The following is a 23,112-nucleotide window of genomic DNA, read 5'->3' on the forward strand; positions in this document are numbered from 1 at the left end:
TAAGTTAAAACTAATTAAAATTCGCTTTCTTATTTATTATTTTAATAAATAAATAAATAAATTAATGAGGTGAAAATGATCAATGTAAAACATTTAAATATGAATTTTGGAGAAAAGCAAGTTTTAAAAGACATCAATATAGAAATTAAAAAAGGTGAAGTTGTTGCTTTAATTGGTCCTTCTGGTTCAGGAAAATCAACATTACTTCGTTGTCTTAATTTTCTTGTCAATCCAACAAGTGGTGAAATAATAATAGATGATATTAAAGTAGATGTAAAAAAAGTTTCAAAAAAAGATATTTTTAAATTGCGTCAAAAAACAGCTATGGTTTTTCAAAATTACAATTTACTTAAAAATATGACAGCAATAGAAAATATAATGGAACCTATGGTAACTGTTCAAAAAATATCGAAAAATCAAGCTGAAAATGTTGCTTTAGATTTACTTAAAAAAGTTGGATTGGTTGATAATAAAAACTCTTATCCAAGTGAGTTATCAGGAGGACAACAACAAAGAGTTGGTATAGCAAGAGCTATGGCTGTTAATAGTAATGTTATTTTATTTGATGAACCAACATCTTCTTTGGATCCTGAATTAGTGGGTGATGTATTAGAAGTAATAAAAACTCTTGCAATGCAAACTCAAAAAACAATGTTAATTGTTACGCATGAAATGAAATTTGCAAAAGAAGTAGCAGATAAAATAGTCTTTTTAGAAAATGGTTCCATAACGACCATTGGAACATCTAATGAAATATTTGTTGAGTGCAAAAATAAAAGAGTTTCTAATTTTGTAAATAAAATGACTGAAAATATTTTGGAGATAAATAAATGAATTTTGATTTTGTATGGTTTTTTAATCTTTTCCCTATTGTTCTTCCTGCCTTGAAATTAACGATTTCAATTGCATTGATTTCATTGTTTTTAACTTTGTGTTTATCTATTCTCATTGCAATAATAAGATATTATAAAGTAAAAGGTTTATATCACATCTTTGGATTATATATTACATTTTTTAGAGCAACACCTCTTGTTGCACAATTGTTTATATTATATTTTGGTCTTCCTAGTATTTTTCCATTTTTAGAATCAATGAGCGCTTATGAAGCCACAATTATAGCACTTACATTAAACACATCTTCTTTTATGGCAGAAGACTTAAGAGGGGCTTTAGAATCAATTGATAATGGGCAAAATGAAGCATGCTATTCAATGGGTATGACAAAGTTTCAGACAATGAAGCGTGTTATTTTACCTCAAGCTTTCATTTTTGCACTTCCTTCAATAGGGAATAGATTTATTGGTATTATAAAAGGTACTGCTCTTGGTTTTACAGTAGGACTTGCAGATATTATGGCAAAATCAAAAATAGAAGCTGCTCTTAGCTTGCGTTTTTTTGAAGCATATTTATGTGTTACCCTTATATATTTGGTATTAGTTATTATAGTAGAAAGAACTCTAAAATATATTGAGAAAAGAGTAGAAAAAGTTTATTAAATAATTATATGTTATTCAGTTTTTAGGTACTTTATTAAATCTTTATTAATTATAATAATTTTTATTTGTATATAAGCTAACTTTAATTAAAATTTCAACCTTTAAACTATGATAAGTTAAGTTTAGTACTTAATTTACTGTTGCAGTCTTTAAAATAGATTGAAAAAGAGTTAAATAACTCTGTTAATAGATCCGTCATGTTCAGTTGAACACTTCTAGTTATCATAATCAAAATTCTCTTAATCATAAATTTTAAGTGCAAAATATTAAAGATTTTACAAATTTTAAAAGGAAAAAAATGAAAAAATTATTCAAACTATTAGTTGCTGGAATTTTTATTCCGCTTATGAGTCTAAATGCAAGTGAAAGTCCTACAAATATAGTAGTAGCTTCTGGTTCAACATCGATTCCAAATTCTTACATAATTCATGGTAAACACACAGGCCATGAAGTAGATATTTGGAATGAAATTTCTAAAAAAACAGGATTAAAAGTTAAGTTTATTACAGGTGAATTTAATACACTATTTGGTTATCTTGACTCAAAAAAAGCTGATACTGTAGGAAATACAATTACAGTAAATAAAAGAAGATTAGAAAAATATGATTTTTCAGAACCTTATGCTTATATTCCAGAAAAATTAGTTGTTCATAAAGATAGAACAGATATTAAAAAACTTAAAGATATTGAAGGTATGACTTGTGGTTTCTCAGCTGGTTCTAATGGTGGAAATTTATTTGAACAAATTGCAAAGAAACAAGGTATTAAAATAAATATGGTATCTTATGATAGTAGTGAACTATTAAATGAAGCATTTAGAAGAGGAAAAGTTGATGTTATGATTTTTTCAGGCGCTGAAGTTGCGTATAAAATCAAAATTGGTTTTATAAAAGCAAGAATGGTTGAGGAAAATATTGCAGTTGGTGCAAAAGCATATCCATTTGTTAAAAATAATGAGCGATCTAAAGAATTAAGAATTATTGTTTCAAAAGCTATTAATGAAATGAAAAAAGATGGTTCATTGGCAAAAATCTATGAGAAATGGTATGGAATGGATTTTGGTCATAAACCAAAGAGCATGGCAGTTGCAAAATAATTTATCATAAAAATTAAAAAGAGGATATATCATATTATCAATTGTGATATATCTTCTTTAAACAAATAAACTTATTAAAATCATTTAAAACTCACATTAGGACTTCATATGTTATTTACTAGTATATTAGAAAATATGAAAGATGAAATTATCAATAAATCTCAAGAACTTATCCAAATAAAGAGTGTAGAAACTACTGCAAAACCTGGCATGCCTTTTGGCGAAGGTGTTAATGAAGCCTTGGAATATACACTAAAACTTTGTGATGAATTAGGTTTTAAGACAAAAAATGTAGATGGATATGCAGGACATGCTGACTTAGGTGATGGGGATGAAATGATAGGAATTCTTGTTCATTTAGATGTAGTCCCAGAAGGTGATTTGAAAAAGTGGACATATCCACCATATAGTGCAACTATTAAAAATAATCGCATTTATGGAAGAGGAACTATTGATGATAAAGGCCCAACAATTGCAGCTATTTATGCTATGAAAGCATTAAAAGATAGTGGGGTTTTATTAAAAAAGAAAATTAGAATTATATTTGGTACAGATGAAGAGAGTGGTTGGGAATGTATGCGTTATTATTTAATTAAAGAAAAAGTGCCTAAGATTGCTTTTACCCCAGATGCAAACTTCCCAGTTATATATGGAGAAAAAGGAATTATTACTCTTAAATTAAAACAAGAGTTTAATATCTCTTCACTTTCAAATATAAATATAAAATATATAAAAGGTGGAGAACTATCTAATATAGTTCCAAATTATTGCGAAGCTTTACTTTACATAATTGATGAGCCAAAAAATGTTTATGAAAAATGTTTAAATATAATAAAAAAAGAAAATTATTCAATTGATTTATACTTAGATAATAATAATCTTTATTTAAAATCTCATGGAATATCTGCACATGCAATGGCACCTCAAAAAGGTAAAAATGCAATTTCACAATTAATGCAAGTATTAAAACTACTTAATTTAGAAGCTACTCAAATGAGTAGTTTTATTGATTTTTATAATATTAAAATCAATACACAAACAAATGGAAAATCTCTTGATTGTCAAATGAAGGATGAACACTCTGGTGAACTTACACTTAATGTTGGAGTAATTAATTTTGATGAAAAGAAAGTTGAATTAATATTAAATATTCGTTATCCAATTACAAAAAAAGATACAAATGTGATTGATAAAATTAATGATAATCTTACTAATAGTAATATAAAAATGGAAATTATAAATAATATGCCTCCTTTATATATGCCAAAAGATAGTAAACTTGTTCAAACCTTGACTAATGTATATAAAAAGATGACAAATGATGATACTCAGCCACAAACATTTGGTGGGGGTACCTATGCAAGAGCATTGGAAAATGCTGTTGCTTTTGGTCCTGTTTTCCCTGGACAAGTAAATTTAGCTCATCAAGCTGATGAATATATAGAAATTGATGACTTAATGAAAAATGCACAAATTATGGCACAGGCAATTTATGAGCTTAATTTATTAGATTGATAAATCGTATTAAAAATTTTTAATTCTCAAGTTCTTTTACCAATTCTTTATAAAATTTTTCAAAAGAGGGCAATACTAGCTTTGCTTGTCTTTGTTTTTTTCCCCACATAGGTTCAGGAAAATATGAATCATCTTTAAATCTTGCCATTACATGAAAGTGTACATGGGGAACATAATTCCCAAAAGAAGCAATATTTATCTTCTCTGGATTAAAATAATTTATCATCTTTTTTTCTATAATGTCCAAGACTCTTAATATTTCCATTTTAGTTTCGCTATCACATTGACTAAATTCTTTTAAATTTTTTTGAGTAAAAATTTTCAACCAAGGTATTTCACTTTTTTCAATTTCTACTTTTATTAAACTATTTTCATAAATCATATTTCCCCTTATATATTTTCAAAATCAACTGTGATTTCATCCATTTGTTCTTCACTTAAATATTTATTTGCATAATCTAAGTGAAGATTATTATCAACAAAAAACTTAACTATATCTCTATCTAAATGTTGATCTTTTATCATAAATGATAAAATTCTAAGTGAAGTATTAAGTGAATTTGCTTTTTTGTATGGTCTATCATTTGCAGTTAGTGCTTCAAATACATCTGCAACTGCAAGTATTTTATCCTCTATTGTCATAGGTAAATCAAGAATTTCAGGAGCAGAATAACCACCACCTTTTACCATTTTGTGATGAGAACCAGCGATTACAGGAACCCTTTTTAGTTTTTTAGGAAAAGGCATAGTCTCTAACATTTTATAAGATACTGTAACATGGTTGTTTATTATATCCCTTTCTTCATCTGTTAAAGTACCTTTTTTGATGCATAAATTATATACTTCATCTTCACTAAGTAAGTTTGTATCTTCACCATTTATTTTAAGTTTTTGTTTTGCAATCTCTTTTATTCTTTCAATTTTTTTATCTTCCATGAACTCACCACCTGTGTTACATGAAATAACAAAATCAAGATCTTCCTCTAAAGAAGTAATTTTATTTTGAAAAGCTATTCTTAATTGTTCTTTTTCTTTTATAGATGAAGTGTTTGAGATTTCTTTGTAATATTCCAATTCATAATCTTTTTTTACAATTTCAAATTTTGCTTTTACAGTATTTACTCTATCATAAATTGTTTCTAGCTTTTTACCTTTATCTACAACATATTCAGGTGTAACAATTTTACCAATGTCATGAAGCCAAGCAGCTCTACTCATCTGTTTTATTTCATCTGGTGTAAAATTAATATCTTTAAATACTGTTTTGTCATTATTTATTGCTTTTGTTAGAGTTTCTGCTATCTCTGCAACTCTATTAATATGACCACCTGTATATTCAGATTTTTCACCAATAGCTGTCGCAATTGATTTAATAAAAGAGTCCAATAAGTTTTCTAATTCAGTTATTAATCTATTATTAGTAATTGAAACAGCAGCTTGTGATGCCATTGATTCTATTAATTGTTTGTCTTCATTTGTAAATGTTATAGCATTCCCATTATCATCCATTTTATTTAATAATTGAAGTACTCCTATTACATCATCTTCATGGTTTTTCATGGGAATTACAAGCATTGATTTTGTTCTATAACCGGTTGTTTTATCAAACTTTTTTGTACCTTCAAAATTAAAATCTTTTGTTTCATAAACATCAGGGATATTAATTAGTTTACCTTCTAGAGCACAAAGAGCTGCTACCATATGTTCGTTTGGCTTGCCATCTTCTTTATATAAAGGTAACTCCGGCCAAATGATTTTGCCTTCAGTTCCTCCCATTTTAATACTTAATGAGTCCGTTTGCACAACTTGAAACTTCAACCTTTTTTCATCTTCTGTTACTAAATAAAGTGTTCCTCCATCAGCATCAGAAAACTCTTTCGCCCCTAAAAGTATCTTTTCCATTAGAACATCAAAGTTTTTTTCACTTGTAAGTGATTTACCAATATCAATTAATTTTTTAATCTCTTTTTTATTTATATTAGTTCTATTTGTATTGTATGCTAAGTATTCATTAGATAATGAAATTACATCACCATCGTCTAATATTTTACCTTCATTAAGAAGTAAGTCATAGTCTTGAATCTCTTTTCTTAAAATTTTTTCATATGCAGGTTTTATGTGATTTATGTAAATTCTTAAATCATCTCTTTTTAATTTTTTTAATTGCTCACTTAGCAAGGCAGGAGTTAAGTGCTTACTATCAAAAGCTAATTGTTTGAATTTTGAGGGAAACGATACATCTATTATTGCAGCTTTGATATTTAAATTATTATTTATAGTTTCCCAAATAGAATCGCAACAATAAGTATCTGATGAAAAGAGTAAGGAGTTTTGATTTTTTGTAATAATATAACCACAACTTGAATTTGTATGATTATTTTTTATTGCAGTGATTTTTGTATCATCATCTAAAATAATTGTTTCATTTATATTTATTGGTTTGAAAACAATAGCTTTAGATTTTTTATTAAGCAATTCAATTTCAGAAAAATCAGGCCAAATTTCCCAGTTTAAGATATATTTTCGTAAGTTTTCTAAGGTTTTACTTGTTCCATAGATAGTAATCGGTTTTTTTCTTTTTTCAAAAAAGATATCAAGTATATATGGTATATCGTTTAAGTGATCTAAATGGGAATGGGTTAAAAAAATATTATCAATGTATTGAGCATCAATTCCTAAACCTTTTACAATGTTGCCAGCATCAATTACACTATTTTGATTTATTTGTATACAAGTTGTACTAAAGTCTAAACTTTTACTACCATATGCACCTAGTACTTTTATCGAATTTTTCATTACTTTCATTATTCACTCCAATATTCTTGATAGATTATATCAAATAATTTTTAAAACAATTTTCTTTTTGATATTTATCTCCTTAAGTAAGGTATAATTAATTAATAAAATCTTAAGCTAACTTTAAATATAATCCAATTCCATTTTTCAACCACAAAAGAGTTTTTTATAAAAATTTTGTGTTTTATAAAGAGTTGGTAGGAAGAGCGCAAGTGGACATAAGTATTATATATAAGTGAAGCAGTTCACTTTTTATTCACGCTTCTTGCCTGTTGAAAATGTGGATAATAAACACAAAGGAAAGCAACTATGAAAGTTAGAGCTTCGGTAAAAAAAATGTGTGACAAATGTAAAGTTGTCAAAAGAAGAGGGATCGTAAGAGTAATTTGCGAGAACAAAAAACACAAACAAAGACAAGGATAATCATGGCAAGAATTGCGGGTGTTGATTTACCAAACAAGAAAAGAATGGAATACGCATTAACGTATATTTTTGGAATAGGGTTATTTAACTCAAGATTAATCCTTGATGCTACTGGAATTTCTTATGACAAAAGAGCTCATGAGTTAACAGAAGATGAAGCAGCAGCTATCAGACTAGAGATCCAAAAAAACTACCAAGTTGAGGGTGATCTTAGAAAAAAAGTAGCTATGGATATTAAATCACTTATGGACTTAGGTTCTTATAGAGGATTAAGACATAGAAAAGGTTTACCGTGTAGAGGGCAAAAGACTAAGACTAATGCTCGAACTAGAAAAGGTAAAAAAAGAACTGTTGGTGCAGCGTAAGGATAAACAATGGCAAAAAGAAAAGTAACTAGAAAAAAAGTAGTAAAAAAGAATATTGCTGATGGTATCGTTCATATTGCGGCATCATTTAACAATACTATGGTAACAATAACTGATAGAGCTGGAAATGCAATCGCATGGAGTTCTGCTGGAAACTTAGGTTTCAAAGGTAGTAAAAAATCTACTCCTTTTGCTGCTCAAGCTGCAGTAGAAGATGCAATGGCAAAAGCAATTGAACACGGTGTCAAAAATGTTGGTATCAAAATTCAAGGACCAGGTTCAGGTAGAGATACAGCTGTTAAAGCTGTAGGAGCTATGGAAGGCATCAGAGTTTCATGGTTAAAGGACGTTACACCGTTACCACATAATGGTTGTAGAGCTCCTAAGAGAAGAAGAGTGTAAGGAGTAGTACATGGCAAGATATAGAGGACCAGTAGAAAAAATCGAGAGAAGACTTGATGCAGACCTTGGATTAAAAGGTGAAAGAAGACTTAACGGAAAATCTGCATTAGAAAAAAGACCATTCGCTCCAGGACAACACGGACAAAGAAGAACTAAACTTTCTGAGTACGGTTTACAACTAAGAGAGAAACAAAAAGCTAAATTTATGTACGGTGTATCTGAAAAACAATTCAGAAAATACTTTAAAGAAGCAGCAAGAAGAGAAGGTAATACAGGATCTAACTTAATTACTTTAATCGAACAAAGATTAGACAATGTTGTTTATAGAATGGGATTTGCTACAACTAGAGCAAATGCTAGACAATTTACAACTCATGGTCATATCTTAGTAGATGGACAAAAAGTTGATATCCCTTCTTTCGTAGTAAAACCAGGGCAAAAAATTGAGATTAAAGAGAAATCTAAAACTAATCCTCAAATAGTAAGAGCTTTAGAATTAACTAATCAAACAGGAATGGTTGAATGGGTTGATGTTGATAAAGACAAAGCATTTGGTATTTTTACTAGAATTCCTACTAGAGAAGAAGTAGTTATTCCTGTTGAAGAAAGATTAATCGTAGAGTTATATTCTAAATAATAAATAAAGGTAGCAGCGTATGAAAAAATTTGCAGACACTCCATTTTTACCAACAGAAGTTGAAATCGAAGCAATCAGTGAAACTGAAGCTAAGATTTCTGCATATCCATTTGAAAGTGGTTTTGCAATTACATTAGCGCACCCATTAAGAAGACTTCTTCTATCTAGCTCAGTTGGATACTCTCCAATTGCAGTTAAAATAGAAGGGGCAAGCCACGAGTTTGATTCTTTAAGAGGTATGCTAGAAGATATTGCTATTTTTATTATCAATCTTAAAAATATTAAATTTAAAATTCTAAGTGATGAAAGTCAAGTAGAAGTTGAATATTCTTTTAACGGACCAAAAGAAATTAAAGGTTCTGATTTAGTAAACTCTGATGTTGAAATTGTAAGTCCAGAAGCTCACTTAGCTACAATCAATGCTGATTGTAACTTAACTTTCTCTGTTATTATTCAAAAAGGTATTGGTTATATGCCTTCAGAAGATATTAGAGATATGGTTTCTAGTGATTATATTCCACTTGATGCTTTCTTTACTCCAGTAAAAAAAGTTGTTTATGATATTGAAAAAATGCTAGTAGAAGACAACCCTAACTTTGAAAAAGCTGTATTTACAGTTCAAACAAATGGGCAAATTACACCAATCAATGCTTTTAAAGAAGCTGTTTCTGTAATGTATTCTCAAATGTCAGTATTCAATAAAGTATTCGATTTATCTGAAGTAACAGTTAGTGATTCAACTGAAGAACCTGTAGAATTAAAAGATTTAATTGTTAAAATTGACGATTTAAATTTAAGTGCTAGAAGTTTTAACTCTCTTGATAGAGCAGGGTTAAAATACTTAGGTGAATTAGTACTTATGAGTGAAGTAGAAGTTAAAAATATTAAAAACTTAGGAAAAAAATCTTATGACGAGATTGCTGATAAATTAGCATCTTTAGGATTCCCAGTTGAAAATACACTTCCAGAAAATATTGCATCAGCTTTAAGAAGAAAGCTAGAGCAGTTTAAAGCATAAAAAAGGTAAATTATGAGACATAAGCACGGATATAGAAAGTTAAGTAGAACTTCTTCTCATAGAAAAGCATTGTTAAAAAACATGGCAATAGCTTTAATAGAGAGAGAAAAAATTGAAACTACAGTTCCTAAAGCAAAAGAACTTAGAAGATATATTGAGAAATTAATTACAGTTTCAAGAGAAGCTGATTTAAATACTCATAGATTTGTATTTGCTTCATTACAAGATAAAGAAGCTACAAAAAAATTAATTAATGAAATTGCACCAAAATATGTAGGTAGAAATGGTGGATATACTTCAATAATTAAAACAAGAATTAGAAGAGGTGATGCTACACCTATGGCATTCATTTCATTAGTATAATTGCTAATTAAACTTGTTTGTCAAAAAGGGAAGGAGAGCATTGCTCTTCTTCCCTTTTTTTATATAATACAATTAAAAATTATTTTTAGAATTTAATCAATTTTTTTGTATAATCACGATATTTTTACAATTGATTAGGAGTAATAGTTGATAACATTAAAAGAAGCACTTTTATTAACAAATGACGAGATAACTAAATTAAGAAACGAACTAACTGATAAAATAAGAAATAATAGCATTGGTGCCTATGTAGAACAATTAACTAATACAGATATAAATATTTCAGGTTCTGGAATACCAATAGCAATAAAAGATATTATTAATGTAAAAGATTGGAATATAACTTGTTGTAGTAATATTTTAAAAGGGTATGTATCTCCTTATGATGCAACTGTAATCAAAAATTTAAAAGAAGCAGGATTAAGTCCATTTGGAAGAGCAAATATGGATGAGTTTGCTATGGGAAGTTCAACTGATACTTCTTGTTATGGTAAGACTTTAAATCCTCATAATCCAAATAAAACAGCTGGTGGAAGTTCAGGTGGTAGTGCTGCTGCTGTTGCTGCAGGTATTGCCATTGCTGCACTTGGGACTGATACTGGTGGGTCAGTGAGACAACCAGCTGCTTATTGTGGTGTTGTAGGTATGAAACCAACTTATGGAAGAGTTTCAAGATATGGTATTACAGCATACTCATCTTCTCTTGACCAATGTGGACCTATTACTCAAAATGTAGAAGATGCAGCAATTTTATATGACATTATTTCAGGATATGATTCAATGGATTCTACATCTGCCAATGTAGAATATAATGCAGTAGCTCCAAAACTTAACAGTGAAAGAAAACTAACAATTGCAGTAATTGATAACTTTGTATCACAAGCAAGTCCTGCAATACAAGAAGCTTTTGAAAAAGCTGTAAAAGTTTTAGAAGAAGCTGGTCATAAAATTATTCATAAAAACATGTTAGATACAGATAAAATTCTATCATCTTACTATATTGTTGCAACAGCAGAAGCTAGTGCAAACTTAGCTAGATTTGATGGTGTTAGATTTGGAAATAGACAAGGTGATGCTGGCTTAAAAGATATGTATGTTCAAACAAAATCAAAAGGTTTTGGTGAAGAAGTACAAAAAAGAATCATGCTTGGTTCTTTTGTTTTAAGTTCAGGATATTATGATGCTTATTATATAAAAGCACAAAAAGTTAGACATTTGATAAAAGATGAATATGAAGAGATTTTTAATGAGGCTGATTTAATTTTATCTCCAGTTGCTCCAACAACTGCCCCAGAGTTTGGAAGCTTTAAATCATCTTTAGAGATGTATTTAAGCGATATTTATACAATATCAATAAACTTAGCAGGACTACCAGCTATATCTTTACCTGTCGATAAAGATGAAGATGGTATGCCAGTTGGTTTACAGTTGATTGGAAAAGCATATGATGAGCAAACAGTCTTTGATGGCGCTTTATCACTAGAAAAAGCAGTAAATTATAAAAAGTAAAGAATAGGATAAAAAATGAGAATAAGAACAAGAGCATTAACATTTGAAGATGTACTATTAGTACCAGCGAAATCAGAAGTTTTACCAAAAGAGGTATGTTTAAAAAGTAAATTAACAAAAAAAATAGAATTAAATGTTCCTTTTGTATCTGCTGCAATGGATACAGTTACTGAATATCAAGCTGCTATTGCAATGGCTAGACTTGGTGGTATAGGAATTATTCATAAAAACATGGATATAGAAACACAAGTTTTACAATGTAAAAAAGTAAAAAAATCTGAGTCAGGAATGATTATTGATCCTATTACAATCAAGCCTGACCAAACTATTCAAGATGCTGAAGATATTATGGCTTCATATAAAATTTCAGGTGTTCCTGTTGTTGATGATAATGGTATCTTAGTTGGTATTTTGACAAATAGAGATATGAGATTTACAAAAGATTTTACTCAAAAAGCTTGTGATAAAATGACAAAAATGCCATTACTTACAGCAAAAGAGGGTACTACACTTGATGAAGCTGCTGATATTATGCATGCAAGTAAAGTTGAGAAACTACCAATTGTAAATAATGAGAATAAACTAATTGGTCTTATTACAATCAAAGATATCAATAAAAAAAGAGAATATCCAAATGCAAATAAAGATGAATTTGGGAGATTAAGAGTTGGTGCTGCTATTGGTGTTAATCAACTTGATCGTGCTAGAGCATTAGTAAAAGCTGGTGTTGATGTATTAGTACTTGATTCTGCTCATGGTCATTCAAAAGGTATTTTGGATACAGTAAAAGCAATTAAAGCTGAAATGGATGTACAAATTATCGCTGGTAATGTAGCAACAGCAGAAGCAACAGCTGATTTAATTGCTTGTGGAGCTGATGGAGTTAAAGTTGGTATTGGGCCTGGAAGTATTTGTACAACAAGAATCGTAGCAGGTGTTGGTGTACCTCAAATAAGTGCCATCGATGAGTGTGCAGCAGAAGGTGCAAAAACTGGAACTCCAATCATCGCTGATGGTGGAATCAGATATTCAGGTGATGTTGCAAAAGCATTAGCAGTTGGAGCTAGTTCTGTTATGATGGGAAGTGCCTTAGCTGGAACAGAAGAGAGTCCAGGTGAAGTAGTTCTAAGCCAAGGTAGAAAATTTAAAACATACAGAGGTATGGGTTCAATTGGAGCTATGACTAAAGGAAGTACTGATAGATATTTCCAAGAAGGAACAGCTGCTGATAAACTAGTACCAGAAGGTATTGAAGGTATGGTTCCATATAGAGGAAGCATAGGAGATATCATTCACCAAATGGTAGGAGGACTAAGAAGTTCTATGGGATACCTAGGAAGTAAAGATATTTCAACATTCCAAGCAACAGCAGAATTTGTAGAGATCACAAGTGCAGGGCTAAAAGAGAGTCATGTGCATGATGTAACTATTACTAACGAAGCGCCTAACTACCACATCTAAAAATATGCTTTTATAGCATCATCTTTTAAATTCACTCTGCGTTAAAGAGTGAATTTAAATGCTCACGTACTGCGTGTACGCTCCGCTTTAAATTAACTCTTTGCCTTGATTGACTTCAAAATCTAATACTCTAAAAACATATTTAATATATTATTAAGTTAATTCATATAATATAAAAACTTATTAAAAGGTTGAATTTATGAAAAAACATAGTTTCTTAGATTTTATATTTGCAGTTTTTCTTGTATTATTCTCTTTAGTTATTATTTCTTCTGCAATTATATTTAAAAATATTGACATGGGATATAGAGGTTATGGGTATGTTGTTAGTTTTGATACTAATCCTATAATTTTTTCTTTATTATTGATATTTACAATTTCTTTATTTTTTTATTCATTGAAATCAATAATTCAGTATTTTAGATTTCTAATAAATAATTTAAAAAAGCAAATAAAAAGTCAAAAAGAATTTGATTGGGAAAATATTGATTAGTTGTTATATATGGATAGAAAATTATGTGGGAGATAGTAATTAATTAATATTTTTTACATTATTTTATATTTTTAATTAAAAATTAATATTAAAAATTTAATATTTTATGCAAAAAGGAAATATTTATGTTAACAACTTCATTTTATGTCTCATCTTTCGTAATCTTTTCTCAAAATGCTTTAAAGTATAAAAAAATTAACTTAAATAATAAGTTCTATATTTCTATTATTTGTACAATACATTTTTTAACTATAATAAATTTGCTAAAAGAATATAAAATAATAACTTATAATTTGTATTGTTATGATGGTTGTAGCAGACTTTTTAATTCCTTTATTATGTTACCAAGTTTTATAATTGATTCTTCATCAGCATTTATAGAATGTTTAACTCTATTATTATGTTGTATATTTGTTCTTTTTTTTAGGAAACCAATATTTTGGATAGCTTTATTAGAATATTCATATTATATATTATATAAGATCTATTTGCTAATAAATTGTATAAAAATTAAATAGAAAAGTTTACCTAATCTTATAGTAAAATAGTAATAAAAATAAAAGTTAACATTATCGACAGGAATTAAAAACAGATTTTTCGGTTACTTATTTTATTGTTGTAAAAAGTAACAAAGCGTGACCCTGAAAGAGTACAAGAGAGATTATTTATAAGTAGTTTTTAGAGTATTAGGAGATAGGTTATAAATTTTCACTATTTATTTAAAATATAATACTCTCAGTTATTCCCAACACTTTATTCAAACTCTCTTCATCGAGTTTTTCTACGAACTTTACTTGTCTAGCATTATAATCTATTGATTTGATTTGCTCGGTCATTATGTAGCCTGTTAGGTTTTTACTTTTTACTTCTACGTGAAATGGGAAGTTTCTGTCGGTGTTTGTTATGGGGCAGGCTATTGCTAAGCCTAGGGCTTTGTTGAAGGCTTCGTTGCTTATTATTAGGGCTGGTCGTCTTCCTTTTTGTTCGTGTCCTGCTGATGGATCGAAGCTTAGGATTACTAGGTCACCTTTTTTTGGAATGTAGTTTTTTACCATTCTTCTTTGCCTATTTTTTCATTGAATTCTTCATTTGCTTTGTAGTTATTTGGTACTTGCGATACTAAGTCATTTAGGTTATATTTCGGTCTATCTTTTTTTATTGCTTCAATGATAACTTTGCCATTTTCTATTTTTATATCTACATTATCTCCGATATTTAGATTTAATGTATCCATGATATCTTTTGGTACTCTAAGACCTTGTGAATTTCCCCATTTTGATATTTTAGCAGTCATTTTGACTCCTTTGTTAATGTATATCCAAAGTATATCATTTCATATATTTCTTGTCAATATAGTATAAATATAAAATCAAAGTAAAATTTAAAAGAGGATATGTGAAATATACACCTCTTGACAAGTCGTACGGTATTAAGTACAATATTGAAAATTAACTATTAAGGACAGATATGACAAGAACTATGTCAGTAAGTCAAGTTAGAGCAGATATATATAATGTCATGGATGAAACGGCACAAACACATGAACCGATACTTATAACAGGGAAAAGAAATAATGTTGTTATGCTTTCCCAAGAAGATTGGAATGCTATAGAGGAGACATTGTATTTAAATAATATACCAAATATGGTATCTTCGATACAAGACTCAATGAATGAACCAGATAGTGAGTTTAGTGAAGATATTGAATGGTAGAATATAAAATACTCTATAGTAAACTAGCATTAAAAGATGCTAAAAAACTATCGAGTGCTAATTTGAGCCAAAAGGCTAAAGAATTAATTGAGATAATTAAAAAAAATCCATTTCAAAATCCTCCCCCTTATGAAAAACTAGTTGGTAATTTAAGTGGTACATATTCTAGAAGAATAAATATACAACACAGATTAGTCTACGAAGTAAGAGAAATTGATAACATAGTACGAATCCATAGAATGTGGTCACATTATGGAGAATAATGCAAGCGTTTAATCTTCAGGGATATAGGATACCTATCAATAAAATAATTAATATTATAAAAGATTCTGGGGACAATCTCTGATCTGGCTACACTAAGCCATCTTTCAAGACATGAATAGGGTCAGACCCCAAATGAAAACTTTTCTTAAATTTGATTAAGTTTCAATATATTTAATTTGAAATAATAGTAAATTATTAGGAGAAAGTACTTATTTATATAGGTATTCATCTTATATTCATATTCACTTCATGTTGAATTCATAATAATAGTCTAAAATCTCTCTAAATTATTATTTTAGGAGACGATGATGAGTAAAGGTAAGGTTATTTTAGGGATAGCTGTTGTAGCTGTTTTAATTCAATTTATTCCTTATGGAAAGGATTATACAAATCCACCAGTTGTAAAGGAGCCTCAATGGGATTCAATGCAAACAAAGGTGTTATTTGATAAAGCTTGTGCTAATTGTCACTCAAACAAGACAGTTTATCCATGGTATAGTAAAGTTGCACCTATTTCTTGGCTAATTGCACATGATGTTAAAGAGGGTAGAGAACATTTAAATGTTTCTATGTGGGGTTTACAAAAAAGAAATAAAGGAGATGAGGCTGCAGAAGAGCTAAAAGGAGGTGATATGCCACCTTTATATTATCTTCCAACACATCCTGAAGCTAAACTTACTCAAAATGAAACTCAACAACTTATTTTAGGTTTAGATAAAACATTTGGTAGTAAAGAAAAACATCACAAAGATTAAGAATGATAATATATTAAGTGATTTCTTTAGCTAGTTTATTTATAATGTATTACTAACAAATAAGTAGAAAAACTATGACTAGATACATCTCCATAATTACCATGTTATTTATTATCTCTGCAAAAGCTGAGGATTTTAACTCATGTGGATATATTCATAAGAATACAAATCTATATGAGTTATTTGATAACTGTGCTTCCTACAAAGATAGTGAGCTAAAGATTTCAAAAGAGCACATGAAAAATCTGAATTTCGATAAGTTTGGTACGGCTAGTTTTTTTACTTCTGGGCAATATTTTTATATAAAACCTGATGGAAGATTTCTCCCTGTCCTTTTTTACGATAATGGAGCAGATTACTTTCAAGAAGGTCTTACCCGCTCATTAAAAAATGGAAAAATAGAGTATTACAATACAGACTTAGAACTTGTACTCTCCCCAGATTATGATTGGGCTTGGCCTTTTGGTGAAGGTAAGGCACTAGTTTGTAATGGTTGTGTATTGACTTCTCTTGAAGATGGTCACAAAGCTTTAAAAGGAGGTTTGTGGGGCTATATAAATAAAGAGGGAAAAGAAATCGTTCCTATCAAATATAAGGCTTCAAATCTTCCTGAAAAATAACCTTCTGTTTTGATTGATTAGAATTTGTTTATTATATAATAATTGAACTTTTCCTAATAATAAAGTATATTGATATTGTATATGCTGTATGATAAACTAAGATTAGGAAATACAAATGGAAATAATATGATAAAAGATAAGATTGTAAAATATTATAAATTATTAAAAGTAAAAAAAGTAGATAAATATTTGATTCTAATAGGAATTATTGGTGTTATTATTGGTTTGTTTTTTGGTATTCCAATTATAAATCAAATATTTGTATGGCCAGTTTTATTGGGTGTTTGTATAAGATTATATGATTTTACAGAGAAAATAGAAAGAGAAATAGTTCCTTATGATTTTAATAGATTATTACCACCACCAAAAAAAAAGAGTGATAAAAGTTAATGTCATATTTTGTTTATATTCTTGAGTGTTGCGATGGGAGTTTATATACTGGAATTACTACAGATGTAACAAAACGATTGGATGAGCACAACTCTTCTGATAAGGGTGCAAAGTATACAAAAGCTAGGCGTCCTGTTAAGTTGCTTTATGAAGAATCATCAAGTGATAGGAGTAGTGCTTCTAAGCGTGAATATGCTATTAAAAAACTTACAAGAATCAAAAAACTTCAATTGATAAATGAGCCTTCTAAGAAAGAAGGTCATTAGCTTTTTTTAGAAGTGTTCTTCAATATCTTTAACCCAAGCTTCGATTCGCTCTTTGCTTAGTTCGCTTTGATTGTCTTCATCTAATACTAAACCTACAAATTTACCATCAACTACTGCTGTTGATTCATCAAATTCATAACCATCTATTGAAGTAAATCCTACTACATTTCCTTCTTTTACATAACTGTATAAGTGACCTAGGGCGTTACAAAAGGTATCTTCGTATCCTTCTTGATCTCCTACACCTATTAGCGCTATTGTTTTATTGCTGAAGTTTATCTTTTCTAAGTTAGCTTCAAAGTCTTCCCAATCAGCTTGTAAATCCCCATCACCCCAAGTTGATGATGCTAAGATAAGTTTGTCGTATTGTTCAATTTCTTCTTTTGTTGCTTTTGCAATATCATGTAATGTAATTTCTTTTGAAAATGTGTTTTTTACTTCAATTACAATCTCTTCAGTAGCACCTGTGTCACTACCGTAAAATAATCCTATAGAATTCATATATATTCCTTTAATATTTAATAAAGAGGAAATATAACATATAAAATCTTAAATAGGATAAAAATACTCCTATTTAAATTAAAATTTTTTATCTTTTTAAGTTTAAAGAGAAAATCAATTTTAGAAAAGATAGAATTTATAATAAAACTCAAGGAAGAAGCATGGAAATATTTAATAAAGATGAAATAATTCAAAAAGTAATTGAAAAATTAAAAACAATACAAGACCTTGAACTTCCAATAAATATTTATGATTTGGGGCTAATTTATAAAACTAATGTAGAAGATAATAATGATAAAGTGCAAGTAAATATTGAAATGACTTTAATAAATTCGAGATGCAATAGTACAAAGTCTTTTACTGATGAGATTATAAGTATGGTTCAAAGTGTAGATGAAGTAGATATTTGTAGTGTAAAGTATGTATTTTCTCCTAAATGGGAAGTTACAATGATAAGCCCTGAAGGATTAGAACAGTTAAGAAATGCAAATTTAAATAAAAAAGATTAATATCTTATTATCAAATTAGCAAATTTACAACTATAAGCTTTATTTTGCTTGTTTTTATCAAAACAAAGTTCTACATATGGGAAATCACTAATTTTAAAATTAGCACTATCTTTTAAAAGCTTTATAAGTTCTGCATCTTTATTTTTTATTCCAAAAGTTATACTTGTGAGTTCTTTTATATTATTGTCATGTATTATTGGCTCATTTTTGTTATTTGTTTGAGTTAAACCTTCCCATCTAAAAGTCCATGGTAGGGAAAGATTGTCCTCAAAGGATAAAACATCTATAGCCATATCATTTGGTAAATATTCAGCTTTGTATTTATGGGCATTTTTAAATAATTTTTCAAATTTCTTTTTATCAAATAAACATATTCCAAAGGGTGAGGCTTGATTTTGATTATAATAGGCTCGTCTTGTAAGTCCACTTTTTAAACATATATCTTTTTTGATTTCTTGTTCATTACTTATATATATTAATTCTATAAAGAAGTTTTCAAAATATATTTTTCTATTACTTGTACCTTGACCTTTATGTACACGATTACTGCCTTCTTTAAATCCAAGGGTTAAAAGTTCTTGTATTAAATCATCTATATTATTAGTAAAAATAAATAAGTGATGTATATCAATATTTTCCATTATTATTTATCTTAATTTTTGAATATTTAATTTTCTCTGTTTATATTTCACAACTAAAATAATAGTAACTACAACTATAATAAGTACAGGAATAGCTAAATACCAATGCTCTTTTGCAATAGCAATCAAAGATAAAATTTTATCACCAAAGTACCAAACTGGTATTATAATTATACTACTCCAAAAAAGTGCAGAGATAAAGTTGATTATTGCGAAGATTTTTGGTGAGTAATTCATTAAACCAACACAAAGTGGAATAATAGTTCTTAGTCCATAAAGATATCTTTGTATAAATATTATAAACCAACCATATTTTCTTAGTAAAAATTTTACATAGGCTATTTTTGATTTTTGTTTTGATAGTTTTTTTATGACATATTTCTTTTTAAATCTGCCAAGATAGAAGTAAATTTGGTCGCCTACAAAGGCTCCAACACCTGCTGTTATTATAGCCCAAGCTAAGACCATATCACCTGTATGTACAAAAAGACCTGCCATTATAAGGCCAGTTTCACCTTCTAGTATACTCCAGAAAAAAAGAATAATATATCCATACTCTTTCATTAAATCAATTAAATTAAAATCCATTACATTTATACTTTATATTTGTCTTGCGCAATGATACTCTAAAGTGCCTGATATATTTAAATAAAAATAGTATATGACTTGTATTTATAGCTATTCATAAATTATATTATATTAATATGTTGTATGATTAAAAAAATACTACTAATACTTATACTATTTGATTGCTCTTTTGCTCAATATGAAAAAGTAAAAATCGGTAAAATAGATAAGTATTATAAAGACAAAGTATCATATATACAATTAGAAAATATGATAAAAGATATTGAAAGAAACTTTGAAACTACTTTACATATGAATATCTTCGATTATTCAAAAGATGGTAAACCAATTGATCTTATGCATATTACACCATCAAGTATGGAAAAAAGAATAGCAAGACTTGAAGAAAAAATAATTAATAAAAATGCAAAAGTAAAAAGCAGATTTAGCTCATTTAAAAGTCTAGAAGAAGAATTAAAAGTTTTAAAAACAAAATATGATTCATTAAATGAAGTTTTCATTAAACAAAATAATGAGTTAAATGATTACATAAAAGCAAAAAATGAAAAGAAAAAATTACCACCAAAAGAGTATGAAGAGACAAAAAAATTTATAAAAGAAAAAAAGGCAACTTTAGATATTAAATTAAAACAGTTAAAAAAACTCTATAAAGATTTTAATCGTAGAGTGCTAAGTTACAATAATAAAGTGCAGTTTTATAATAATGATATAAGAAATATATATAGCCTAAGTAAAGAGTTAGAATCTTTGAGAAGAGCCTTTAAAAAAATCAAAGGTAAAACTTTTGGGCAAAAAGAAATCACACTTAAAACATACTATAAAGATGGAAAAAAAATAAGTGAAAGAAAGATAAATCAAAGTATGAACAAAATAGAGATTTATGCTTTTGATAGTTTAGATGAATTAAAAGTTATCTTAGCACATGAAATAGCTCATTTAGTTGGAATTCCTCATATTGATGTAAAGAATGCACTTATGAATCCAATCTTGCAAAAAAATCAAATAAAACACTTAGAACTAACAAAAAAAGATATTATAAATTTTAAAAAGAATTTTTAGCATAATTTATACTTGATTATAGCCCTTTTATAGGGCACATATTAATTAATACACTCAAACGAATAATAAACAGATATACTTATTTATTGTCTATTCGTTTTTTAGTTTTTTATACTTGCTTAAAGTATTTTTGGAGTAAACCTTAAACAGAAAATAAACTAATTGGTATCTTGTTGTTTCACTAATTTTATTTACTTAAAAAGGATTAAAAAATGCTATCATGGTCAATTACTTTCTTGCTTTTAGCAATAGTAGCAGGAGTATTAGGTTTTTCGGGTATAGCAGGCGCTGCTACAAGTATTGCAAAAATATTATTCTTTATATTTTTAGTATTGCTTATAGTCTCAGCAGTTTCAAGAGCACTTAAGGGTAAAAGACCCTAAGTATATTTTATAAAAAAAGGACAAAAGTGAAAAAGTTATTATTATTAATACCTTTTATTTTTTTTATGTTACAAGGTTGTGGTGACAAAAAAGTTGAAGATAAAATGAACAGTGTAAAAGAGACTATCCAAGATAAAACTGAAGATGTTTCTGATAAAACAGAGGATGTTGTAAATAAAGCTGAAGACGCAATAGAAGATAGTGTTGATAAAACAAAAGATGCTATGGGTGAAATGAAAGATGATGTTACAGAAAAAACAGAAGATATCATTGAAAAAAGTGAAGATACATTAAATGATGCAAGTGATAAAGTAGAAGATGCTATGGATAATGCTAAAGATAGTGTTGAAGAAAAAATGAGTGACGAAAAAGATAGTAAATAATAAACTTTTTAACAAAAGGATATAAGATGAAAAAAAATGCATATGTAGAAAAAGCACAAGCGCAACTTGATGAGTTGAGTGGGAAAATTAAAGTATTAAAAGCTAAAGCACAAGGTACTCAAGCTAGTGCAAAAATTGAGTACGAAAAAAGAATAGAAGAATTAAATACTTTAAAAGAAACAACAATGAAGAAACTTGAAGAAATCAAGAATTCTACGGATGATGCATGGGAAAAGACAAAAACCGGTTTTGAAAAATCGGTAAAATCTATTGAAGAAAAAATAAAATCTACAATATCTAAGTTCTAAAATAAATTAGTTCAATCACTTTTAAGAGTAAAAATAGTGCCTATTTTTACTCTTTAGTTACAAATTACAATTACAATCAAAAGAATTATGATTATTATTCTGTCTATCTCTAAGAACGATAAATCCATTCATTGAGTTAGTATTTAATAATATTTAATGTACTAAAATAACTTTTATTAAGAATAAAATAAGTTTAATATGTTACCTTTATTTGTCGCAAAAGGGTATTTAAATTATTTTTTAATATAAAAAATAACTTATTTTGTAACAATAAAGAGGTAATTTACCTTTAATAATTAATAAAAAGGAAAATAAATGAAAAAAATATTACTATTAATACCTTTCATGTTTTTTGTATTCCAAGGTTGTACAGATGATAAGGTAGAAGACAAAGTTAACACGGTAAAAGAATCTGTACAAGATACAAGTGAAGATGTTTCTGATAAAGCAGAGGATGTTGCAGATAAAGCAGAAGATGTAGTGGATAAAAGTGAAGATTCATTAGAAAATGCTACTGATAAAACAAAAGAAGTTTTGGAAGATGCTAAAGAAAATACAGAAGATGCATTAGAGGCTGCTAGTGACAAAACAGAAGATGCAGTTAATAAAGCTAAAGAAAAAGTTGAAGAGGGATATGACAAAGTAAAAGAAACTGTTAAATAAAGTTTTAACTTTAAAAAGTCATTAAAAATTGAAGAAAATATAATAAAATTTATACAGTTATTTTTGCACTAGCATCAAATTTTCAGTACTAAAAAAGAAGGTGGAAATATAAATTATTTTCACTCTTCTTCGATATTATTTTGTGAAAAATCATAATTACTTACATGATTATCTATATGTTCTGCTAACGCCAATTTATATTCATTTACAAAATACTCTATTATTTTATCTTTTTCATTTGCCATATCTTGGGCATTTGCAAATGAAGTTGATGCTATCCAAGCATTAAATCTTGCAGCACCATACATAAATGAAGCACTTACTTCACCTTGAGTTATCTCTTGTTCTAATTGTTTATTTGCTAGAGATATATGTTCATCTGCTCTTTTTAAAAATCCATTATTTTTTGTAGCCATATTTTTTCCTTCATTTTTTTGCATTATATTCAAATTTTACTTCTAGTTATATTTTTCACTCTTTATGCTGTATACTGTT

The 23,112-nt window shown here is 28.2% G+C and carries 33 protein-coding genes; 25 read left to right on the forward strand and 8 right to left on the reverse strand.

Annotation, left to right across the window (positions count from 1 at the left end; all coding sequences use genetic code 11):
* Positions 1 to 75 precede the first annotated feature (75 nt).
* The 4 genes from CRU95_RS04185 (at position 76) to pepV (ending at position 4,107) form a co-directional block, all read left to right on the forward strand.
* Positions 76 to 834: an amino acid ABC transporter ATP-binding protein gene (locus CRU95_RS04185; RefSeq protein WP_129099898.1), complete on the forward strand. Its 759-nt coding sequence runs from the start codon at positions 76 to 78 to the stop codon at positions 832 to 834.
* The gene (locus tag CRU95_RS04190; protein WP_129099899.1) at positions 831 to 1,496 is read left to right on the forward strand and encodes an amino acid ABC transporter permease; all 666 of its coding nucleotides are present in this window, start codon (positions 831 to 833) and stop codon (positions 1,494 to 1,496) included. The genes CRU95_RS04185 and CRU95_RS04190 overlap by 4 nt, the downstream gene beginning before the upstream one ends.
* Before the next feature lie 298 nt (positions 1,497 to 1,794).
* Positions 1,795 to 2,592 carry a transporter substrate-binding domain-containing protein gene (locus tag CRU95_RS04195; RefSeq protein WP_129099900.1) on the forward strand — a complete coding sequence of 266 codons (798 nt, stop codon included), beginning with the start codon at positions 1,795 to 1,797 and terminating at the stop codon, positions 2,590 to 2,592.
* A 108-nt stretch (positions 2,593 to 2,700) separates the two neighbouring features.
* Positions 2,701 to 4,107, forward strand: a complete 1,407-nt coding sequence (gene pepV / locus CRU95_RS04200; RefSeq protein ID WP_129099901.1) for a dipeptidase PepV — start codon at positions 2,701 to 2,703, stop codon at positions 4,105 to 4,107.
* Between the two features lie 19 nt (positions 4,108 to 4,126).
* Here the strand turns inward: pepV and CRU95_RS04205 are convergent, their stop codons facing one another.
* Together CRU95_RS04205 and CRU95_RS04210 are read right to left on the reverse strand one after the other, a co-directional pair.
* Entirely contained in the window at positions 4,127 to 4,489 is a 363-nt protein-coding gene (locus CRU95_RS04205) for an HIT family protein (RefSeq protein WP_129099902.1), read from the reverse strand.
* Between the two features lie 8 nt (positions 4,490 to 4,497).
* Positions 4,498 to 6,903, reverse strand: coding sequence for an HD domain-containing phosphohydrolase (locus CRU95_RS04210; RefSeq protein ID WP_164969720.1), 2,406 nt, complete (start codon positions 6,901 to 6,903; stop codon positions 4,498 to 4,500).
* Between the two features lie 309 nt (positions 6,904 to 7,212).
* On the opposite strand from CRU95_RS04210, the gene rpmJ reads away from it, so the two are divergent.
* From rpmJ to CRU95_RS04255, 9 genes are all read left to right on the forward strand, one after another.
* A complete protein-coding gene (rpmJ, locus tag CRU95_RS04215) occupies positions 7,213 to 7,326 on the forward strand; it encodes a 50S ribosomal protein L36 (RefSeq protein WP_041660148.1) in 114 nt (37 codons plus the stop codon).
* Between the two features lie 2 nt (positions 7,327 to 7,328).
* A complete protein-coding gene (gene rpsM / locus CRU95_RS04220; protein WP_129099904.1) occupies positions 7,329 to 7,691 on the forward strand; it encodes a 30S ribosomal protein S13 in 363 nt (120 codons plus the stop codon).
* 9 nt (positions 7,692 to 7,700) lie between these two features.
* A complete protein-coding gene (gene rpsK, locus CRU95_RS04225; RefSeq protein WP_013135229.1) occupies positions 7,701 to 8,093 on the forward strand; it encodes a 30S ribosomal protein S11 in 393 nt (130 codons plus the stop codon).
* Positions 8,094 to 8,103: 10 nt separating this feature from the next.
* On the forward strand, positions 8,104 to 8,730 hold the full coding sequence (gene rpsD, locus CRU95_RS04230) for a 30S ribosomal protein S4 (RefSeq protein ID WP_013135230.1): 627 nt from the start codon (positions 8,104 to 8,106) through the stop codon (positions 8,728 to 8,730).
* A gap of 19 nt (positions 8,731 to 8,749) precedes the next feature.
* Positions 8,750 to 9,748: a DNA-directed RNA polymerase subunit alpha gene (locus tag CRU95_RS04235; RefSeq protein WP_129099905.1), complete on the forward strand. Its 999-nt coding sequence runs from the start codon at positions 8,750 to 8,752 to the stop codon at positions 9,746 to 9,748.
* A 12-nt stretch (positions 9,749 to 9,760) separates the two neighbouring features.
* Positions 9,761 to 10,111, forward strand: a complete 351-nt coding sequence (gene rplQ, locus CRU95_RS04240) for a 50S ribosomal protein L17 (protein WP_129099906.1) — start codon at positions 9,761 to 9,763, stop codon at positions 10,109 to 10,111.
* A 147-nt stretch (positions 10,112 to 10,258) separates the two neighbouring features.
* Complete coding sequence (gene gatA, locus CRU95_RS04245; RefSeq protein ID WP_164969721.1) at positions 10,259 to 11,620, forward strand: Asp-tRNA(Asn)/Glu-tRNA(Gln) amidotransferase subunit GatA; 1,362 nt, start codon at positions 10,259 to 10,261, stop codon at positions 11,618 to 11,620.
* 15 nt (positions 11,621 to 11,635) lie between these two features.
* Positions 11,636 to 13,081, forward strand: a complete 1,446-nt coding sequence (gene guaB / locus CRU95_RS04250) for an IMP dehydrogenase (RefSeq protein ID WP_129099907.1) — start codon at positions 11,636 to 11,638, stop codon at positions 13,079 to 13,081.
* A gap of 199 nt (positions 13,082 to 13,280) precedes the next feature.
* Entirely contained in the window at positions 13,281 to 13,574 is a 294-nt protein-coding gene (locus CRU95_RS04255) for a hypothetical protein (protein WP_129099908.1), read from the forward strand.
* A 719-nt stretch (positions 13,575 to 14,293) separates the two neighbouring features.
* Here the strand turns inward: CRU95_RS04255 and CRU95_RS04260 are convergent.
* Together CRU95_RS04260 and CRU95_RS04265 are read right to left on the reverse strand one after the other, a co-directional pair.
* On the reverse strand, positions 14,294 to 14,629 hold the full coding sequence (locus tag CRU95_RS04260) for a type II toxin-antitoxin system PemK/MazF family toxin (RefSeq protein WP_129099909.1): 336 nt from the start codon (positions 14,627 to 14,629) through the stop codon (positions 14,294 to 14,296).
* Entirely contained in the window at positions 14,623 to 14,868 is a 246-nt protein-coding gene (locus CRU95_RS04265) for an AbrB/MazE/SpoVT family DNA-binding domain-containing protein (RefSeq protein WP_129099910.1), read from the reverse strand. Before CRU95_RS04265 ends, CRU95_RS04260 begins: the two co-directional genes overlap by 7 nt.
* Positions 14,869 to 15,041: 173 nt before the next feature.
* Here CRU95_RS04265 and CRU95_RS04270 point away from each other — a divergent pair, with 173 nt between their 5' ends.
* The 6 genes from CRU95_RS04270 to CRU95_RS04295 all read left to right on the forward strand — a co-directional run bounded on the left by CRU95_RS04270 (position 15,042) and on the right by CRU95_RS04295 (position 17,582).
* Entirely contained in the window at positions 15,042 to 15,287 is a 246-nt protein-coding gene (locus CRU95_RS04270; protein WP_013135237.1) for a type II toxin-antitoxin system Phd/YefM family antitoxin, read from the forward strand.
* Positions 15,281 to 15,550: a Txe/YoeB family addiction module toxin gene (locus CRU95_RS04275; protein ID WP_129099911.1), complete on the forward strand. Its 270-nt coding sequence runs from the start codon at positions 15,281 to 15,283 to the stop codon at positions 15,548 to 15,550. The genes CRU95_RS04270 and CRU95_RS04275 overlap by 7 nt, the downstream gene beginning before the upstream one ends.
* A gap of 309 nt (positions 15,551 to 15,859) precedes the next feature.
* A complete protein-coding gene (locus tag CRU95_RS04280) occupies positions 15,860 to 16,306 on the forward strand; it encodes a heme-binding domain-containing protein (RefSeq protein WP_129099912.1) in 447 nt (148 codons plus the stop codon).
* A 74-nt stretch (positions 16,307 to 16,380) separates the two neighbouring features.
* Positions 16,381 to 16,926, forward strand: a complete 546-nt coding sequence (locus tag CRU95_RS04285) for a WG repeat-containing protein (protein WP_129099913.1) — start codon at positions 16,381 to 16,383, stop codon at positions 16,924 to 16,926.
* A gap of 81 nt (positions 16,927 to 17,007) precedes the next feature.
* Complete coding sequence (locus CRU95_RS04290) at positions 17,008 to 17,316, forward strand: hypothetical protein (protein WP_164969722.1); 309 nt, start codon at positions 17,008 to 17,010, stop codon at positions 17,314 to 17,316.
* Positions 17,316 to 17,582, forward strand: coding sequence for a GIY-YIG nuclease family protein (locus CRU95_RS04295; protein ID WP_129099915.1), 267 nt, complete (start codon positions 17,316 to 17,318; stop codon positions 17,580 to 17,582). The genes CRU95_RS04290 and CRU95_RS04295 overlap by 1 nt, the downstream gene beginning before the upstream one ends.
* A 6-nt stretch (positions 17,583 to 17,588) precedes the next feature.
* Here the strand turns inward: CRU95_RS04295 and CRU95_RS04300 are convergent, their stop codons facing one another.
* Complete coding sequence (locus CRU95_RS04300) at positions 17,589 to 18,083, reverse strand: flavodoxin (RefSeq protein ID WP_129099916.1); 495 nt, start codon at positions 18,081 to 18,083, stop codon at positions 17,589 to 17,591.
* A gap of 161 nt (positions 18,084 to 18,244) precedes the next feature.
* Here CRU95_RS04300 and CRU95_RS04305 point away from each other — a divergent pair, with 161 nt between their 5' ends.
* Entirely contained in the window at positions 18,245 to 18,592 is a 348-nt protein-coding gene (locus CRU95_RS04305; protein WP_129099917.1) for a metal-sulfur cluster assembly factor, read from the forward strand.
* Here CRU95_RS04305 and CRU95_RS04310 read toward each other — a convergent pair.
* Positions 18,589 to 19,233, reverse strand: coding sequence for a VOC family protein (locus tag CRU95_RS04310; protein WP_129099918.1), 645 nt, complete (start codon positions 19,231 to 19,233; stop codon positions 18,589 to 18,591). The genes CRU95_RS04305 and CRU95_RS04310 overlap by 4 nt on opposite strands.
* Positions 19,234 to 19,239: 6 nt before the next feature.
* Positions 19,240 to 19,821 (reverse strand): DedA family protein, encoded by a 582-nt coding sequence (locus tag CRU95_RS04315; RefSeq protein ID WP_129099919.1) that lies wholly within the window; start codon positions 19,819 to 19,821, stop codon positions 19,240 to 19,242.
* A 123-nt stretch (positions 19,822 to 19,944) separates the two neighbouring features.
* On the opposite strand from CRU95_RS04315, the gene CRU95_RS04320 reads away from it, so the two are divergent.
* The 5 genes from CRU95_RS04320 to CRU95_RS04340 all read left to right on the forward strand — a co-directional run bounded on the left by CRU95_RS04320 (position 19,945) and on the right by CRU95_RS04340 (position 22,617).
* The gene (locus tag CRU95_RS04320) at positions 19,945 to 20,880 is read left to right on the forward strand and encodes a matrixin family metalloprotease (protein WP_129099920.1); all 936 of its coding nucleotides are present in this window, start codon (positions 19,945 to 19,947) and stop codon (positions 20,878 to 20,880) included.
* 212 nt (positions 20,881 to 21,092) lie between these two features.
* Entirely contained in the window at positions 21,093 to 21,263 is a 171-nt protein-coding gene (locus CRU95_RS04325) for a DUF1328 domain-containing protein (RefSeq protein ID WP_129099921.1), read from the forward strand.
* A 26-nt stretch (positions 21,264 to 21,289) separates the two neighbouring features.
* Positions 21,290 to 21,646 (forward strand): hypothetical protein, encoded by a 357-nt coding sequence (locus tag CRU95_RS04330; protein ID WP_129099922.1) that lies wholly within the window; start codon positions 21,290 to 21,292, stop codon positions 21,644 to 21,646.
* Between the two features lie 26 nt (positions 21,647 to 21,672).
* A complete protein-coding gene (locus CRU95_RS04335; RefSeq protein WP_129099923.1) occupies positions 21,673 to 21,954 on the forward strand; it encodes a coiled coil domain-containing protein in 282 nt (93 codons plus the stop codon).
* Between the two features lie 315 nt (positions 21,955 to 22,269).
* Positions 22,270 to 22,617 carry a hypothetical protein gene (locus CRU95_RS04340; RefSeq protein WP_258238624.1) on the forward strand — a complete coding sequence of 116 codons (348 nt, stop codon included), beginning with the start codon at positions 22,270 to 22,272 and terminating at the stop codon, positions 22,615 to 22,617.
* A gap of 119 nt (positions 22,618 to 22,736) precedes the next feature.
* Here the strand turns inward: CRU95_RS04340 and CRU95_RS04345 are convergent, their stop codons facing one another.
* On the reverse strand, positions 22,737 to 23,033 hold the full coding sequence (locus CRU95_RS04345) for a DUF3144 domain-containing protein (RefSeq protein ID WP_129099924.1): 297 nt from the start codon (positions 23,031 to 23,033) through the stop codon (positions 22,737 to 22,739).
* Positions 23,034 to 23,112 lie beyond the last annotated feature (79 nt).

This window comes from Arcobacter sp. F2176 (assembly GCF_004116465.1).
Classification (GTDB): domain Bacteria; phylum Campylobacterota; class Campylobacteria; order Campylobacterales; family Arcobacteraceae; genus Arcobacter; species Arcobacter siniprincipis.